10 protein-coding genes are annotated in these 17,626 nt (G+C 59.6%); all 10 read left to right on the top strand.

Annotated features, from left to right (window positions below):
* Nucleotides 1-9 precede the first annotated feature (9 nt).
* The 10 genes from QYR03_RS05675 (at nucleotide 10) to QYR03_RS05630 (ending at nucleotide 17,622) form a co-directional block, all read left to right on the top strand.
* Nucleotides 10-4,623 (top strand): DNA methyltransferase, encoded by a 4,614-nt coding sequence (locus QYR03_RS05675; protein WP_301713131.1) that lies wholly within the window; start codon nucleotides 10-12, stop codon nucleotides 4,621-4,623.
* 173 nt (nucleotides 4,624-4,796) lie between these two features.
* Nucleotides 4,797-5,018, top strand: coding sequence for a hypothetical protein (locus tag QYR03_RS05670; protein ID WP_301713130.1), 222 nt, complete (start codon nucleotides 4,797-4,799; stop codon nucleotides 5,016-5,018).
* Complete coding sequence (locus QYR03_RS05665; RefSeq protein WP_296145996.1) at nucleotides 5,005-5,724, top strand: hypothetical protein; 720 nt, start codon at nucleotides 5,005-5,007, stop codon at nucleotides 5,722-5,724. Before QYR03_RS05670 ends, QYR03_RS05665 begins: the two co-directional genes overlap by 14 nt.
* A 25-nt stretch (nucleotides 5,725-5,749) precedes the next feature.
* Nucleotides 5,750-5,884, top strand: a complete 135-nt coding sequence (locus QYR03_RS05660) for a hypothetical protein (protein ID WP_301713129.1) — start codon at nucleotides 5,750-5,752, stop codon at nucleotides 5,882-5,884.
* A 3-nt stretch (nucleotides 5,885-5,887) separates the two neighbouring features.
* On the top strand, nucleotides 5,888-6,148 hold the full coding sequence (locus QYR03_RS05655; protein ID WP_301713128.1) for a hypothetical protein: 261 nt from the start codon (nucleotides 5,888-5,890) through the stop codon (nucleotides 6,146-6,148).
* A 272-nt stretch (nucleotides 6,149-6,420) separates the two neighbouring features.
* Nucleotides 6,421-7,770 carry an IS256 family transposase gene (locus tag QYR03_RS05650; RefSeq protein ID WP_301713562.1) on the top strand — a complete coding sequence of 450 codons (1,350 nt, stop codon included), beginning with the start codon at nucleotides 6,421-6,423 and terminating at the stop codon, nucleotides 7,768-7,770.
* A 624-nt stretch (nucleotides 7,771-8,394) separates the two neighbouring features.
* Complete coding sequence (locus QYR03_RS05645) at nucleotides 8,395-9,294, top strand: hypothetical protein (protein ID WP_301713214.1); 900 nt, start codon at nucleotides 8,395-8,397, stop codon at nucleotides 9,292-9,294.
* A gap of 43 nt (nucleotides 9,295-9,337) precedes the next feature.
* A complete protein-coding gene (locus QYR03_RS05640) occupies nucleotides 9,338-9,634 on the top strand; it encodes a hypothetical protein (protein ID WP_301978419.1) in 297 nt (98 codons plus the stop codon).
* A gap of 243 nt (nucleotides 9,635-9,877) precedes the next feature.
* Complete coding sequence (locus QYR03_RS05635; RefSeq protein WP_301713215.1) at nucleotides 9,878-11,221, top strand: NB-ARC domain-containing protein; 1,344 nt, start codon at nucleotides 9,878-9,880, stop codon at nucleotides 11,219-11,221.
* A 74-nt stretch (nucleotides 11,222-11,295) separates the two neighbouring features.
* Nucleotides 11,296-17,622: a DEAD/DEAH box helicase gene (locus QYR03_RS05630; RefSeq protein WP_301713216.1), complete on the top strand. Its 6,327-nt coding sequence runs from the start codon at nucleotides 11,296-11,298 to the stop codon at nucleotides 17,620-17,622.
* Nucleotides 17,623-17,626: the final 4 nt, after the last annotated feature.

Below are 17,626 nucleotides of genomic sequence, written 5' to 3'. Positions count from 1 at the left end.
CGCACACCAATGGCTGCATACGATTCCATCCTCAATGTCGACGAGTGGATCAGCGACCACTACCTCACCACCGACGAGACCAAAGGCGAGTCCTTCACCAAACGCGTGAAAAACCGCACCAAGGAATGGTCGGAGCTGGAAAACGAAACCGGAACACTCTCGCCTGCTAAGCGCTTCCAGCAGTACCGCGGTGATCTGCAAAAGGCTTTCGCAACAAACGCCAATGCCGACAAGACCGATTCACTGATCCGCACCGCATTCGGGTTCGGCGCGCCAGAGCGTAAGACCTACACGCGCGCCGGCGAAGAGCTGACCTACGACGGCTGGCACGGCAACGCCGGCACCTTGATCGTCGTCAGCGCAGCACTCGCAGCCGACAGCGATGGCGGGGAAGAAAACGGAGCAGACGATAACGCCACCGACGTCACCGAAGATACTCTCATTTCCCTCCCGGTCGCTGGGGGAGTGACCCCGGCGGGTAAGGAATCGCAGCCCATCAAGGTGTCGAAGCTCATCGGTGATCTGTTTCTCTCGCAGGACCCGCCAGAATTCGTCGTGGTCATTGCGGGAACGTGGGTGCTTCTGGCAGAGCGGGAATCGTGGCCGCTTGGCCGCTACCTGGCGGTGAACCTGCAGCTGGCCGTCGAGCGTAACGATGCGAAGAAAGCCGGCGAGCTCGAGCGCATTGCAGTCATCCTCGCCCGGGAAAACCTTGAGCGCGCCGCCGACGGCACCACGTGGTGGGCCGAGACCCGCGAGGAATCTCAGCAGCACGCGGTGAAGGTCTCCGGCGACCTGCGCGACGCGGTGCGCGAATCCATCGAGATCATCGGCAATGACGTGCTGGACCGCCGCCGGGAGCAGGACCTGCCCATCGACACTATCGACGGCAACGAGCTCGCCCGCCAATCTCTGCGCTACCTTTACCGCATCCTCTTCCTGCTCTTTGCGGAGGCTTCCCCGGAACTTGCCATCCTGCCCACCGGCGCACCCGAGTACGTCGATGGCTACGGCCTAGACCGCCTCCGCGACCAGATCCTCAACCCTCCCGTCACCGATAAAGCTCGTCGCGGCACACACCTCTACGACTCGCTGCAGCTCCTTTTCACACAGGTCAACGAGGGCCACGACCCGCTCGAGACACCAAGCGCCGACGCGGATGCGCAGAACGAGGGCCTGAACTTCCGCAACTTGGAAGCAGACTTGTTCAAAAGCGAAGCGACTTCGCTTATCGACGACACCAAGCTCTCCAACGCCGCCCTCACCCAAGTGCTGCAGAACCTCCTTTTGTCCAAGGTCTCAGCCGGCAAGGACCGCGGGTTCATCTCCTATGCCACGCTCGGCGTGACCGAGCTGGGCCAAGTGTATGAGGGCCTGATGTCCTACCACGGTTTCATCGCCCAAGAGGACCTGTACGAGGTCGCGCCGAAGGGCGACGCCTCCAAGGGTTCCTGGGTGCTTCCCACCCACGCCGCTGACACGGTCCCGCAGGACAGCTTCGTCATGGAGACCAAGCAGATGGAGGAAGGCGGCACCTCCAAGGTGCGCCGCGAACACCCGGCTGGCTCGTTCGTGTTCCGCCAGTCCAGCCGCGACCGGGAACGCTCCGCGTCCTTTTACACCCCGCAGGTGCTCACCGAGTTCACCGTGGGACAGGCCATCGAGGTCCTGCAGGAGGAAGGCCGCATCACCTCTTCCGAGGACGTGCTCAGCCTGACCATCTGCGAGCCCGCCATGGGCTCCGGCGCCTTCGCCGTGGAGGCCGCACGCCAACTCGCGGAGCTCTACCTCAAGCTGCGAGAGGACGAACTGGACACCCAGGTCGAACCTGAGCAGCGCACGATCGAACTACAAAAGGTCAAGGCCCACATCGCCCTGCACCAGGTGTACGGCGTGGACCTGAACCCCACCGCGGTGGAGCTCGCCGAGATCTCCCTGTGGCTAGACACCATGACCAGCCAGCTCAAAGCCCCGTGGTTCGGCCTCCACCTGCGGCGCGGTAGCTCACTCATCGGTGCACTGCGCTCCACGTACTCCACAGCCCAGCTGAAGAAGCGCGAGTGGCTCACCGCCGTCCCGCGCCGGGAGTCCGTCCAGAACCTCGCCGAAGCTATCGACGCTGGCGAGCCCCGCGACATCAACGCCGCCGGCCGCATCCACCAGTTCCTCCTGCCTTCTGCCACCTGGGGCGATGCTGCCGACGCGAAGGACCTGAAAGCCCTCGCCGCCGACGAGATCGCCGCCATGAAGACGTGGAAGAAATCCGTCACCGGCAAGGTGCCTACCAAGCAGCAAGCGAAGAAACTGACCAACCTCGCCGCCCGCGTGGAGTCCCTGTGGGCCATCACGCTGTCCAAAATGCGCATTGCGGAAGACCAGATCCGCCGCGATATTGACCTCTGGGGCCGGGACACCGAACACACCGCGAAGAATGTGCGCCGCGAGCAAATCGAGCAAGAATTGCTACACGACGCTGAAGGTGCCTACCTCCGCCTCCGCCTCGTCATGGACGCATGGAACGCGCTGACCTTCTGGCCACTAACCGAAGCGGACCAGTTGCCCGATCTCGACGAGTGGCTCGCCGCACTCACCGACCTCCTCGGCGTGGACACCCAGGCCCGCGACACCAACCAGATCCGCCTGGCCAGCGCCACCAACTGGGACGAACTGGTGGAGCTGGAACGCACCGAGATCGGCCTTTCCGGCGCCCGCGCCGTGGACACTGTGCTTGCGAACCACCCGTGGTTGCGCGTTGTGCAGTCCGTCGCCGCCGACCAAGGCTTCTTCCACTGGGACCTTGACTTCGCGGCCGTCTTCGCTCGCGGCGGCTTCGACCTGCAGGTGGGTAACCCGCCGTGGGTGCGGCCGCGTACGGACCTAGATGCGTTGTATTCCGAGGCAGACCCGTGGTTCTCATTGGCGCACAAGCCTACCCAGGCCGTGAAGAACGAGCGACGTCAGCAACGGAACGACGATGAAGCGACCCGCGAGACGGTTTACCGCGGCCTCAGTGAATCTGTAGCGACAGCCGCGGTACTCACGGACGTCACCCGTTACCCGCACCTCGTCGGCCAACAACCCGATCTCTACCGAGGGTTCATGGAGCGCACGTGGTGCAATGCGTCGGAAGATGGTGTGGCCTCATTTATCCATCCTGAGTCTCACTTCACCGAGAAGAAGGCTGCGCCTCTACGTCGGGGTGCGTACTTGCGTTTGCGACGTCACTGGCAGTTCAACAACGAGCTCAAGTTGTTCGACATCGATAATCACGTCACCTACGGGGTTCATCTTTATGGGCACCTCAGAACCTCCCCGAAGTTCCACAACGCCGCTTCGTTGTACCACCCAGCGACCGTGCAAGAGTCTCTCTCCCACAACGGCGCCGGTGAGCTTCCTGGACTGAAGGATGACTCTGGAAATTGGGACCTACGACCACACCGTGATCGCATTCAGACGGTTAATCTCAATGCGCTTGATGTGTGGCACTCCATTCTTGAGGACGAATCGGTTCCAGCCATCGAATCCCGCATGGTTTACACCGTGAACACCGCAGCAGCGGCTGTGCTCGAGAAGCTTGCTGCTGCGCCGCGCATCCGCGAACTCGGACTTCAGTTCTCCAGGGGATGGGACGAATCCATTGACAAGAAGAAAGGCTACTTCGACACGGGATGGGCGCACCCGGATTCATGGGACGACGTGATCTTCCAAGGGCCGCACCTTGGTGTTGCGACCCCAATGATTAAGCAGCCGAACCCTGGCTTAAAGAGCAACAAAGATTGGTTCGAGATCGATATCGAAGCAATGCCCGCCGATTTCATTCCTGCGACGGCCTACCAGCCTGACCGACTTAAACAATCAGATTACGATTCCGATTACCCGACGTTTCGGTTCGGCGACGAATTGAAATCGGCGAAGAGCTTATTCCGGGTTGCTTGGCGGGAGATGGCAGCTACTACCGGTTTTCGTACTCTGTATCCAGCCTTGATTCCTCCAGGGTCTGCCCATGTGCATGCGGTGAACTCATGCGCAGCGGAATCGAACGAAGGGATAGCTTCGGCTGGGACAGTGATGAGCTCGTTGCTTGCTGACTATGTCGTTCGCTCCGCCGGTTCCGCACATATCCCAAATGCGATCATTCGGGCGATTCCTTTACCTGCCGACAGTCCATTGATGAAGGAGGCTCGGAATCTCTACCTCCGGCTCAACTGCCTCACCGAGGCATATGCGTCTTTGTGGGAGGAGGTGATGGGGGAGGCGTGGGACGTCGATAAGCCTCTGCGAAAGGATGAGGAGCGCCGGACTGCGCAGGTGGAAATTGATGCGATTGTGGCGTTGTCGTTGGGTGTGACGGCCGATGAGTTGTGCATGATTTACCGGACGCAGTTTCCGGTTATGCGGCGTTATGGCCAGGAGGATCGGTTTGATGCGAATGGTCGGAAGGTGCCGAAGGGGATTGTGAAGGCGGACGCGAAGTTGAAGGACGGTGCGGAGTTGTCGGTGGCGGATCGGACGTGGGTGCATCCGCAGTCGGGTGTGGAGTACGTATACGAGTATCCGTTTAGGCAGTTGGACCGGGAGGCGGATATGCGGGAGGCGTATGCGCGGTTTGAGGGGATGGGTTAAACGCCCAGCAAGGAGAGAAGCACGAGCGCATCTGGTTCGTCGAGATCAGTGTTGGGGGCGAGCATCTCGACCTGCACTGTCGAACAAGCGTTCTACAGCGCAGGTCGTTGGTAGCGCGCTGTTGGCTATTATTCGGGACTAGAACGATAACCCAGCGAGCTGAGGTGATTGAGATGGCAGTTGAAATTAAGACCACCAACAACAAGGAACTCTGGGAGAAGAAGCGAGACTATCTCGCCGCTCTCCGCAGGTCTACACGCCAGTCTTCTGCGAGCATTGAAGAACTACGTACGCTCGCCCACTCGGGCATGCTAGATAAGTCCGAACGGGCCCTGTACGACGATTTAAGCGTCGTATTGATGCTGTTGGGTGAGGGACAACTTGAATCTGCGTGACGAGGCTGAGCTGTTTCTCGATGAGGTGAGAAGCACGCTTATAGATGCTCTCCCACTCGCATCTGAAGGGGATATCGAAACGGAGGCGTGGCTTAACGCCGATACGAACATCGTTGTCGGTGAATTTGATGCCCCGGTTATCCACGGTGCCGGTCAGCTCGAAAGCGAAGTTGAAAGCCAAGACTACAGCCAGCTATTCCGCGTCATCGTCCGCTACGAATTAACTTCCGATTCCACCGGCAAGTTCCTCGCCGTGGAAAGAAGCAAATTCGAGCTGCGGGTAGCTACGTCCCCAGGCATTCGGTTTGAATACGAACGGGGGTACACCAGCGCTCCATGCGCCCACATTCATTACTCGGGAGTCACTGGATTGCTGAGTCCGGCTCTAATGCAAAACTTCCAAGGGAAGTCTGGAAACCCGAGGAAGAAAGGACGGCTGGAAGAACTGCACTTACCGGTGGGTGGCAGACGGTTTCGTCCGTCGCTCGAAGAATTCCTTTACTTCGTTATCGCTGAGTGCGGGTTTCGGGGAAAACCGGGCTGGGAGCCGACCTTGCTGCGACGGCGGCAAGAATGGTTGTTCAAGCAAACGGCTGCCGCAGCACGGGACTACCCGGAAGCCGCGGCAAAGTCGCTGGAGGAGCTCGGTTTCTCAGTCACGCCTCCGGCAGGGTTCTCTCCACGAGTGATTGACGCAAAATGGTAGGGAAATCTCGGTCTGAGAAGAGTAGATGATGTCGGAGGAGGTTGTGGGGGAGGCGTGGGGCGTCGATAAGCCTTTGCGTAAGGTTGAGGAGCGGCGTGCTGCGCAGGTGGAGATTGATGTGATTGTGGCGTTGGCGTTGGGGGTGACGGCGGATGAGTAGTGCATGATTTATCGGACGCAGTTTCCGGTGATGCGTCGGTATGACCAGGAGGATCGGTTTGATGCGAATGGTCGGAAGGTCCCGAAGGAGATTGTGAAGGCGGACGCGGCGTTGCGTGAGGGTGAGGAGTTGTCGGTGGCGGATCGGACGTGGGTGCATCCGCAGTCGGCTGTGGAGTACGTCTTTGAGTATCCGTTTAGGCGGTTGGAACGGGAGGCGGATATGCGGGAGGCGTATGCGAGGTTTGAGGGGATGGTGGGGTGAATGATGAGTTCAAATCAATTTGGAGAGAGTACCGATTGCGGTGGATATCATTTCCCTCCCGAGGTGGAGTCTGACCCGCAAGAGCGGTATATGGCTTGCGAGTACTTGTTTCAGGGGGTGTGATGATTTTGAACAGCTGCGAAACGGAAATTGAGGCTTTCAACTTCAGCCGCATGCTCGGCCAATCGGCTGAGAAAGGTTGGAGTGCGGGACAAGCGAGGGTGTCAGGAAGTTTGTGTGTGAGGCTCTGATCTGAAGGAGTTTCACTGATAATGACTGCTGTGTCACCGAAGAAAGGCCATGACCCGGCGAGGGTCAACGAGATCAGCGAGAAGCTGATGGAAAATCCTGAGCTGGCCAGCCTGATCAGCGAGCTGTCGGCCTCTGCTGATGATGCAAGCGACCTGGTTAAAGGCCTGTTGCAGGCATCGATCAACGCTGGTCTGCAGGCGGAGATGGATGCGCATTTGGGCTACGGCCATGCCGACCGTAAGGCGAAGGCCCGGGTGGAAACCGCACAGGAGAGCAATCACCGCAACGGGTCGTACACCAAGACCGTCAATTCTGGGTATGGCGCGTTGGAAGTGACTATGCCGAGGGATCGTGCTGGCACGTTTGTTCCAAAGATGGTGCCGAAGGGATCCCGTCGGCTGACAGAGCTCGACGACATGATTATCTCGTTGTACGCCGGCGGGATGACCGTGCGCGATATTCAGCACCATCTCGCCGGCACCCTGGGGGTGGATATGAGCCCAGATACGATCAGTACCATTACCGATGCGGTGTTGGATGAGGTGCTGATCTGGCAGAACAGGCAACTCGACGAGTTCTACCCAGTGATCTTCCTTGACGCGCTGCGAGTGAAGATCCGCGATGGTCACCGGGTGGTCAACAAAGCCTGCTACATAGCCATCGGTGTGGATATCGACGGCATCAAGCACATTTTAGGATTGTGGATCGCAGACAATGAAGGTGCCGCATTCTGGGCATCAGTCTGCGCAGATTTGGCCAACCGTGGCGTCCAGGACGTGTTCATCGTGTGTTGCGACGGGCTCAAAGGCCTGCCGGAAGCCGTGGAGGCAACCTGGCCGAATTCGATGGTGCAGACCTGCATCGTGCACCTGATTCGAGCTGCGAACCGGTGGGTGTCCTACCAAGACCGCAAACCCGTATCGAGGGCGCTACGTGAGATCTACACGGCCGCCAACGAGGACGCCGCCCGTGCCAGCCTGGATGCTTTCGAGGCCTCAGAGTTGGGCCGTAAATACCCGCAGTCGGTCAAAGTCTGGCGCGACGCCTGGGACCGGTTCGTGCCGTTTTTGCAGTTCCCGCCGGCGGCCCGGCGGGTGCTCTACACCACCAATTCGATCGAATCGCTGAATGCTGAACTGCGTAAAGCTACCCGTAACCGGGGCCAATTCCCGAACGATACCGCGGCGCTGAAGACCCTATGGTTGATGATCTGCAACATCGAAGACAAGCGCGCCGCCCAGCGAGCGAAGAAGGCGAAGCGCGACATCGAATGCAACGGCTATATTGAAGGAGCGAAAGCCAACGGGTGGAAACAAGCCATCAACCAACTAGCCGTGGCGTACCCCGACCGATTCGCGGACTACTTGTAAACCAAACCCCGCACACAAACAATCGGACACTCTCGGACAAGCCAGTTCGAATGCATTGAACGGATTAGTCGAAAATCTAGCTCGACGTAGTGGCTTCGAATTGGTTGCCAGCCGCGTGGGTCAAGGGAAGGTGGACACCCTAAAACCGATGCTCAAGCACGAAGCTCCTTCGAACTCTATTAGCTCTAGATATGGATATGGGGAACAACCGCTTCACACGGACGGTGCTCACCACCGAGACGTTCCGGACTTAATACTTCTCTGGTCAACAAGGCCGAGCCCAGTAACTACAAGGTTGTGGCGACCGGGGACGATTCCGTTCGAGGAAACGCGCGGTATGTTTGCGGTCCGGAACGGAAGAGAAGCGTGGCTTTCTTCAGCATATGACCTCGATGGTGGCCTACGCTTCGATCCGAGCTGCATGAGCCCACTGGATTATTTCGCTAGGCAGCTTGCGCGGCGTTTGTCAGCTCCCCCACCTAATGAGGTGACTGAGTTTCGTTGGGACCGGCCTAATCTAATGTTGCTACTTCGTAACCGGCTGATCCTTCACGGGAGATCACGCGTGGCAGTTGACCAATCATCGAGAGAGATACAACGGGTGATGTTGAGGAAGGTCGTACGATGAACCCCTTTGCAGCCGATGGTTTCTGGAACAAGGCAGTTCTTTTCATCAACCGCGCCATTGAACCAGGCGAAGGACGAAGTGAGGATGAACGAAGGTTCTGGGCAGCGCTCTCCCTTGAGCAAGCCGCAAAGTGGGCTCTGGCAGAGATCTCACCTGCGCTGGTGGTTGATCCCCAGAGGGATGGGGGATCTCAATTGCTTCAAGCCCTAGAACTGAAGGAATCAAACAAAGCAATCACTGCACAAGCCTCCACAATCTTCACTAGGTGTGGGAACGCGCTGCGGCCTTTCAACCGCGAGGAAGCTTTGAAAATCGCGGAGGCTAGGAATGATTATTTACATGGAGCTGGTGTAGACATACTCCTGCTACCCAACCAAACTTGGTGGCCTAGACTCTGGTCTCTTTTTAATGTTCTTCTGCTGTCCGGCCAACGAACATTCGAAGATTTCGTTGGTTTGTTAATGGCAACCGAGATTGAAAAACAGCTCGCGGCAAATAGGCGAAATCTTGAGGTTCATTACGAGGCACTTCTTTCGTCTGCTCAGTCGCGGTACCAACGTCGTCAAAGCGGAATGGCCTCTGTCGGAGAGAATGCTCGGTGGGAAGCCAATAGGAGATGGGTTTCCCGTTCGTACTACGAGACCGAAGCGCAATGTCCGGCGTGTGGGAGTTACGGTACGGTCGGCTCCGATGAAGCTGAGAGTAAAAACTTAAATCTGGAAGACCCGGAGTTTCCCGTGGTAGAGGTTAAGTTTTTACCGGACCGATTCTTTTGCGACGAGTGCTACTTGATATTTGAAGATTACGACTTGATCGAGCTTGCAGGGTTAAACGAGTCGTTCGAAACATTCTCAGATGAGGATCCCGTCGCCTTCCCTGAATACGGAAATGACTGAGGATTGATTTGTCCAGGTCATCGGAGCAATTCCCGGGTGAGCCATGAGTCTCCGGCTCAACTGTCTAACCGAGGCGTATGCCCCATTGTGGGAGGAGTTGATGGGGGAGGCGTGGGGCGTCGATAAGCCGTTGCGTAAGGATGAGGAGCGTCGGGCTGCGCAGGTGGAGATTGATGCGATTGTGGCGTTGTCGTTGGGGGTTACGGCGGATGAGTTGTGCATGATTTATCGGACGCAGTTTCCGGTGATGCGTCGGTATGACCAGGAGGATCGGTTTGATGCGAATGGTCGGAAGGCGCCGAAGGAGATTGTGAAGACTGACGCGGCGTTGCGTGAGTGAGGTTACCACTCGTTTAGTGGACACCCTGTTTGTGCGGATCTTGTGTCCGTAGGAAAGGATGTGCAGCGTGAGTTAGGTTGCGTCCCTTAGTGTGGTGTAACGCTTGCTGATGGTGGGCTCTGGGAGATGCGGGGCGGCCACCGCCAGTTACCCTTCGACTCGACTACCACATCTCACCGAAAGGCGCATGACCGAAGCCGTTCAACACGGCGGAGAAATCGCTAGATGCTTACAATCTTCGGTATGGAAGAAAATGCAAATTTGCGTACCGCCGACGTATTTGTACCTGGCATGGATCCGAAGTACACCTACAATCCAAGAGAAGACGTGGGCTTGGAGGACGCTCTAAAAGAGAAAGTCGATGACGGCGGAGCAATAGTTGTCCTAACAGGGCCTACAAAGAGCGGCAAAACAGTTTTGGCGCGTCGCTGTTTTGAAGATCCAATTTGGATCGACGGCGTGCAAATTGACGGCATCGAAAAGCTGTGGTTGCGATTAGCTGTAGCGACCGGGGTTCGAGTGGTTGATGAGGTTGAAAAGTCTCGTCAAGTAACGAATGAAGTCAAGGGTAGCTTGAATGCGGCCATCGCTGCTGGAGAGGGGGGACGATCTGAAGGTTCCGTGCAGAGTTTCCACGAAAGCCTTCCGATCTCGCTGGAAAACGAGGTGACCAATAGGATTAAAGAAAATAGGTTCACTCTCGTAATTGACGATTTTCATTTCGTTTCTAAAGAGTTGCAAGAGCAGGTAGTTCAAGCGCTGAAACCATTGGTCTATCTAGGTCTCAGGGTTGTCGTTATTGCGATTACTCATCGTTGGAACGATGTATCTGAGGCCGTAGATGATATGGGGGCGAGAATTGAACACGTAATTATCCCTAGGTGGACCCAAGGGGAGCTGGAACAAATCGCTAGCGCTGGTTGCTCAATCTTGAATGTGACTATGCCGACCGATATCAGGCAGAAATTGGCAGCCGAAAGCTTTGGCAGCCCCCACATTATGCAAAAAGCGTGCCGCACGCTTGTTCGCAATGTCAACAAGGTTGAAAAGACCTCACCATTGGAGGAGGAACTTAAGGCTCCGTCGGATTGGGATGAATTTTTCAAGTCGCAGGTATCAATGGATGCAGGGAAATGGGTTAAACGGCTGCTTGATGGGCCCAAAACCAAGGGCACCCCGCGAAAGCTGCGGATGTTGAACAACGGTGAAACCACTGACACGTATGGATTGGTTCTTGCTGGGATTGCCTGTTCTCTTCCAAAACTCGATCTATCGATGAACGAATTGCGGAACAATATTGCCTCAATTACAGCCGACGGCATACCGCGGGCTGACGACATTTCGCGAGTCGCTGGTTTCATTAACGCGATTGCATCCACCAGAATTGGTGAGGAGCAGGAGGTAGAGTTCGATGAGCAATCTGATGAATTCCTCTTGTCGAGCAGTGAGCCCGTAGTGGAGGTCGTTGGACGCGATACTCCTCAGGCGCACATTTATGTCGCGGACCCGTTTTTTGCGTACTTCCTGCGTTGGGGAGACAATGTGTGGAACAACGGAGTGCGGAGTGAGACAGCGGAACTAGAATAAACGAAGTGTAGGAGCACCCTGCTTCCGCGAATAGCTGGCTGAGATGGTTTATTTTGATCGGTTAACCTAGAGCGATGTCTACCCTCATCCCCGTCCACGCATCCGAGCACGTCCTAGGGGGTGTGTCTGAATATCTGGCAACGGCGTTCTCGCTGGCTAATCCGGAGACATCCAATGCGCTGAAGGCGTTCCTTGAAGACACGGAACGCGGCATGTTCCACGGGCCGTATGTGCGGGTGCGGCTCCCCTACGCCCGCGCGATCGGGTGGGACGGGATTCTGGACTGGATGCCGTCGTGGTTCACGCCGTACCACCACCAGGCGGAGGCGTTCCGTAGGCTGCGCAGCCGGGATGAGCATGGGGAGCGCCGCCCGGATCCCACCCTGGTGATCACGGGTACAGGCTCGGGTAAGACGGAGTCCTTCCTGTACCCGGTGTTGGACCACGCGGCGCGTGCCCGGGCGGAGGGGCACACAGGTGTGAAGGCGCTGCTGCTGTACCCGATGAACGCGCTAGCGAATGACCAGGCTGATCGGTTGGCCAAACTGATTACTGATGAGCCGGCGCTGGCGGGGGTCACGGCCGGTATCTTCACCGGTGAGGCCACGGGGAACGTGAAGAAGGTGACAGCGCATTCGCTGATTACTGATCGTGACGAGATGCGCCTGAACCCGCCGGACATCTTGCTCACCAACTACAAGATGTTGGACCAGTTGCTGCTGCGCCCCGAAGACCGGGAGATCTGGCGCAAGTCCGCGACGTCGCTGCAGTACTTGGTGTTGGATGAGTTCCACACCTACGACGGTGCGCAGGGAACCGACGTTGCGCTCCTGCTGCGCCGTCTCGGGTTGATGGTGAAGGAGCACCAGCCGGCGGGCTTCGTGGGCGAGTACGCGTCGAACCCGTTGGGGCGGGTCACGCCGGTGGCCACCTCGGCAACGCTCGGCGGCGACGATGACCGCGCCAAGGTGCTGGAGTTCGCGGGCACCATCTTCGGGGAGGCGTTCACGCCGGATGCGTTGGTGAGCGAAAAGACGCTCACCTACGACGAGTGGACCGAGGAGATCGCGCAGACCTTCGGGCGTGGCGCCGCTGTCCTGCCGCCGGACATCGATGAGCTGCGCGGGATTGTGGACGCGGTCGCGAACGATACCTCCGGGCGCGACCATGCGGACGTGGTGCTGGACATCTTCCGCACGCAGCTATGGGGGCTGGACGCGGGTGCGGACCTCGATGCGACGATCGCGGCGTACGCGGTGCACCCGATCACCAAGGCGCTGCTGGATGGGGATGGCAAAGCTAAGCCACTCATTGAGCACGAGGGCGAAGAGGCGAAGACACTGCCTTCCGCGATGTTCGACCCGATTGTGCTGCGCAGTTTGGGCGAGGACACGGCGCGGGAGTTCGTGACGCACATGCTCACCGCCGTGGCGCACGTGCGCGCGCTCGCAGGCGAGGAGTACGGCTTCGGCGGCAAGCGCCTGCCCGGTGTGGAGACGCACCTGTGGGTGCGTGAAGTCTCCCGTATCGAGCGCGCTGTCACGCCGACGGAAGACGGTCAGGTGTTCCGCTTCGGGGACGATGGACAACTCGGTGCCGACGATGCCGCGGTGTGGCTGCCCGCGATCTACTGCCGTGAGTGCGGTCGCGCCGGGTGGATGACGGCGCTTGAGCCCGGCACCGATGCGGTGGTCTTGGATGGTGGGGCGATCAGGAAGGCGAGTGTCGATAAGCCTGAGCTCCCGCGTCCGCTCATTGATGCCACGAACGAGTACCGCCGCGCGGTCGCCGACGGAGCGGAGCTGAGCGCGTTCGATGATGAGGACGGCAAGCGCGCGCTGATGTGGTTCCACACGTCCACGCGCACGCTGAGCACCACCGAGCCGAGCGAGGAAGCGGGTGCGGAGGGCAGCTCCGTTCCCGTGCTCACATACTCGGGCCTGGGCGCGGAGGACTACGCGCGCGACCAGGTGTGCCCGAACTGCGGGGAGCCGGACGCGGTGCGCTACATCGGCTCGCGCGTGGCCACGCTGTTCTCAGTGGGGCTGTCGAACCTCTTCGGCATGCCCTCGCTTGCCCAGGAGGAGAAGAAGACGCTGGTGTTCGCGGACTCGGTGCAGGACGCAGCGCACCGGGCGGGCTTTGTGCAGTCGCGGGCGCGGGCGTTTGGGATTCGTACGTTGATGCGGGCGGTCGCAGGCACTGAGGAAGTGTCGGTGGCGCAGATGCCGCTACGGATCCTCGAGCGCGCTGATGCCGCAGAGGACCCGCTGCGCGCCCGTTTTGAGCTCTTGCCGCCGGAGATCGCGGATGCGCCCACGTTCATCCCGTTCTGGTCCAAGGACGCGGACGAGAACGCCCGGCGCGAGGCCGCGACTGCGGTGCTGCAACGGTTGGAGCTGGACGCCGCACTGGAGTTCGGGCAGCGCGCGCATCTGCCGCGCTCGCTGGTGTCCACGGGTGTGCTCGCGCCGTCGGTGGCGGTGGATGATGCGGTGTTGGTGGAGGCTGCACGGGAGGCGCTGAAGAGCATTGACGCTGGGCTTTTCGATGTCGTCGATGCGGATGCCGAAGAGGTGCAGCTGCGGTGGATGCGCGGACTGTTGGAGCAGGTGCGCGACCGCGGCGGCGTGTACACGCCGATGTTCGATAGTTACTTGCAGGATGACGCGAACTCGTGGCGCCTGCACAACCGATACGCCAAGGCGCGCGGCATGCGGCGCTTTCCCAAGGGCGGTGCGCCGGAGTTCCCGCGCTCCGGCCCGGCGTTGGACGACAAGGACCGCGGTGTCACCCCGCTGGGTAGCCCGCGTGGGCGCTATGCGCGATGGACGTCGAAGGTGCTGGGGATGTCCACGCACGATGCGGCGCTGGTGCTCACCAACGTTTTCCGCGAGTTGGCTCGGCGCGATGTGGTCATGGCCGTATCCACCGACACCGGTGCCACCATGTACGCCATTGCGCCGCAGCACGTGGCGGTGCGGCGTGAAGAGGAACCGGCGCTGTTGCAGTGTGAGGTGTGCAATGCGACGTTGGGCGCGGATGAGCATGCCCGCGATTTGCTTGATGGTGTGCCGTGCCCTACGCCCGGATGCCCGGGAACGCTCGGCGTGGAGCGGATTGCCGCGAACTACTATTCGCAGCTGTACTCCTCGACCACCCCGCGTGCGATTGTGGCGCGGGAGCACACGGGGTTGATTCCCAAGGAGGAGCGCCTGGCGCTTGAGCGCGCGTTTCGCGGCGGTGGGGACACGAACGAACCCAGCGCGCCGAACGTGCTGGTGGCCACGCCGACGTTGGAGATGGGTATTGATATCGGGGACCTCTCCACCGTCATGCTCGCCTCCCTGCCCAAGTCCGTGTCCTCGTACGTGCAGCGCGTTGGGCGCGCTGGGCGTCTCACCGGCAACTCGCTCGTACTCGCGTTCGTGCAGGGTCGCGGTACCACGCTGCCGAAGCTGAACCAGCCGTTGTCCGTCATCGCGGGCAATGTGGTGCCGCCGGCGGCGTTCCTCTCCGCCACAGAGATCCTGCGCCGCCAAGCCACCGCGTACCTGGTGGACACGCTCGATTTCAACGCGCATGGGTTGCATGCGCAGAGGGCGAGCGATGTGTTCAGCTTCCACAAGGCGTCGCTACTCGATGTCCTGGCGGACGAGATCGGCCAGGGCGTTGAGGCGCGCGTTGAGGCGTTCGGTGCAACTATTGCCGGGTTCGTGGACGAGGCCACTGTGGACGGTGTGCGCGAGTGGGTGTGCGGACAGGGGCCCGATTCGCTCACCGGGGAGATGCAGCGCACCCGCACGCTGTGGGATGGCGAGGTGAAAGAGTTCACTGCGCGCCGGGACACACTGCAGGAGCGGTTGCTCGAACTCGAGGCAAAGGTGGACCCGAACGCGGGTACTGAGAACGCTGACCCGGATTTGGAGCGCGAGAAACGCAGCACCAAGGCGGCCTACAAGCGGATCTCGCGGGATCTCAACTCGATTCTGCTCAATGAGCACTGGATTTCCGCCATGGAGCGCTACGGCCTTCTGCCTAACTTCACGCTGCTGGACGATGCGGTGGAGCTCGCCGTCGTCGTGTCCCAGCTCGACCCCTCCACGATGCAGTTCAACCCGGAGACCTTCGAGCTCTCGCGCGGTGTGTCCTCGGCACTTACAGAACTCGCGCCGGGCAACACCTTCTACGCCCGCGGCATCGCCGCCAAGGTGGACGCGGTTGAGCTTGGCATGAACGGCGCCGATATCGAGCAGTGGCGGTTGTGCCCAGCCTGCTCTTACGGCGAGCAGGTCGATGCTTCGACTCACTCTGGGGCGTGCCCCGAGTGCGGGACCAGCGCCTTTGCCGATAAGGGGCAGATTGTGGACACCGTGCGGATGCGCCGCGTTTCCGCAGAGGTGGACAAAGCACGCGCGCTTATCGACGACTCCCGCGACTCCCGCCACGAACTGCGCTATCACACCGCCTTGAGCTTCTCCGTGCCTGAGGGCGGGCGCGGTGCCCGCTGGTTCCTCTCCCAGGGCTTCGGAGCGGAGTACCTGCGGTACGTGAACCTGAGCTGGTTCAACCTAGGCCGAGGTCCATCGGCGAAGAAGGTGTTTGCGGATAAAGAAATCGACGCACCGCTGTTCACCGTGTGCAACTACTGCGGACACCTCGATTCACAAAATGGCGAGAACTCGAAGTGGGATCACCGCCCGTGGTGCCCGAAGCGCACAGCGCGGGAGGAAGAATCGGTGACGGTGGCGCTGAACCGCACTCTGCAAACCCAGGGTGTGCTGCTGCACGTGCCGGTGCAGTTGACCGCCGGCGACAACTCGACCATTCCCAGCCTCACCGCTGCTATTCGGTTGGGTTTCAAGGAGGTGCTCGGCGGAGATCCGGATCACCTCGGCGTGGTCACGGTGCGAGTGCCGGATCAAAAAGGGGACACAGTCGAGGCGTTGTTGATGCACGACAACGTGCCCGGTGGAACGGGATACCTCTCGCAGTTCGCTTCCCCCGAAGATGTGCATCGCCTGCTCGAGCAGGCCTTCATCCGGGTCAAGGGATGCTCCTGCGCAAGCGATGAACGCCTCGCCTGCCCGGACTGCCTCTTGCCCTACACTCACTGGACCCAGATAGAGGTCACTTCCCGGGCAGCAGCTGAACGTGCCTTGCGCTCCATCCTCGCCGACCAAGATCACCCGGCGCCCGAACTCGACCCCTTGACGGTTTCATGGGAAGCGCAGACTGAGGCACCAGAGCACGATAACGGCTCCCACCTCGAAGTGAAGTTCCGCGAAGTGCTGCGCAAAACGCTGGAAGACCGAGGAGCGACGGTCAAGGACGTGCCGAATGCTGGCCAAGTCGAGTGGCAAATCAGTTTCACCAACGGCGAATCGTGGAAGATGCGCGAGCAGGTGAACAAGGGCTACACCACACCTGACTTCGTATTCACACATCGCACGAATCCTGGAGTTCGTCCAGTTGCTGTGTACACCGATGGTGCAGCGTTCCATATCAGCGAGGCGCACTATCGCTTCCCGGATGACATGGCGAAGCGTAACCGCCTTCACTTCGAAGAATCCTGGCTGCCGTGGAGCGTCACCGATGCAGATATCGAGTGGTTCAAAGCTGAGCAAGATCGGGTAGCGGAGCTGCCATTGTGGGCGCGCGTGAATAGGCATCCGAAGTTCGAAGAATTTGGAACGAACGGATGGAGCTTCCTCAGCTCCTCGCCGGTGACACAGCTATTGGTCTATTTGGCCAACCCGGTGACGAGCATGTACGAGATGTCGGCGAAGGCGCTCTGGCTGCTTCTCAAATCCAAGCTGCACCCGGAGAAAACCCCCAATGGGCCACGGCTCACGTTCAACAAACAAATCCACGTCGGCGGTTCCGTCACTGGAGGGCAGTTCCACGCGAAGCGGTTCTACGTCGATGCATCAACGGCTGGTTCCGTCACCGAGGGCAATTGGCGGGACTTCCTGCGCTTCGCCAATATTCTGTGGCTAGCGGATTCCGCGGTCACCATTGCCACCTCCGAATTCGATGAGGCCCCGGCAGCTCAAACCACGCCGGAAGTTCCGGCAGACGCGTCCATTACCGCGGACAGCGCTGAACTTCCTGCTGTATGGACGGATGCCATTGAGGAATTCGAAGACGAATCTTCCGTCGTAGCGGCACTTCGACTGCTCGCACGTGCGGGAGCAGAAACCACCGAGGAGATCGGCGAAGAGGTGGGCAGCCTACCCACCGCAGTAGCCTGGCCCGACCGAAAGATTGCGCTGCTGATCGACCGCGACGATTCCTACACCAACGCCGAAAACAGATTGCGGCAAGACGGCTGGACGCTCCTGTACCCGGATACACTCGATGAGCAAACAATTCCGGCGGCGTTGTTGGGTAAGGAGTGAGGAA

Source organism: Corynebacterium sp. P4-C1 (assembly GCF_030503595.1).
Taxonomy (GTDB): domain Bacteria; phylum Actinomycetota; class Actinomycetes; order Mycobacteriales; family Mycobacteriaceae; genus Corynebacterium.
Note: the sequence above shows the minus strand (reverse complement) of the source record. Positions and strands in the feature narration are given on the sequence as shown.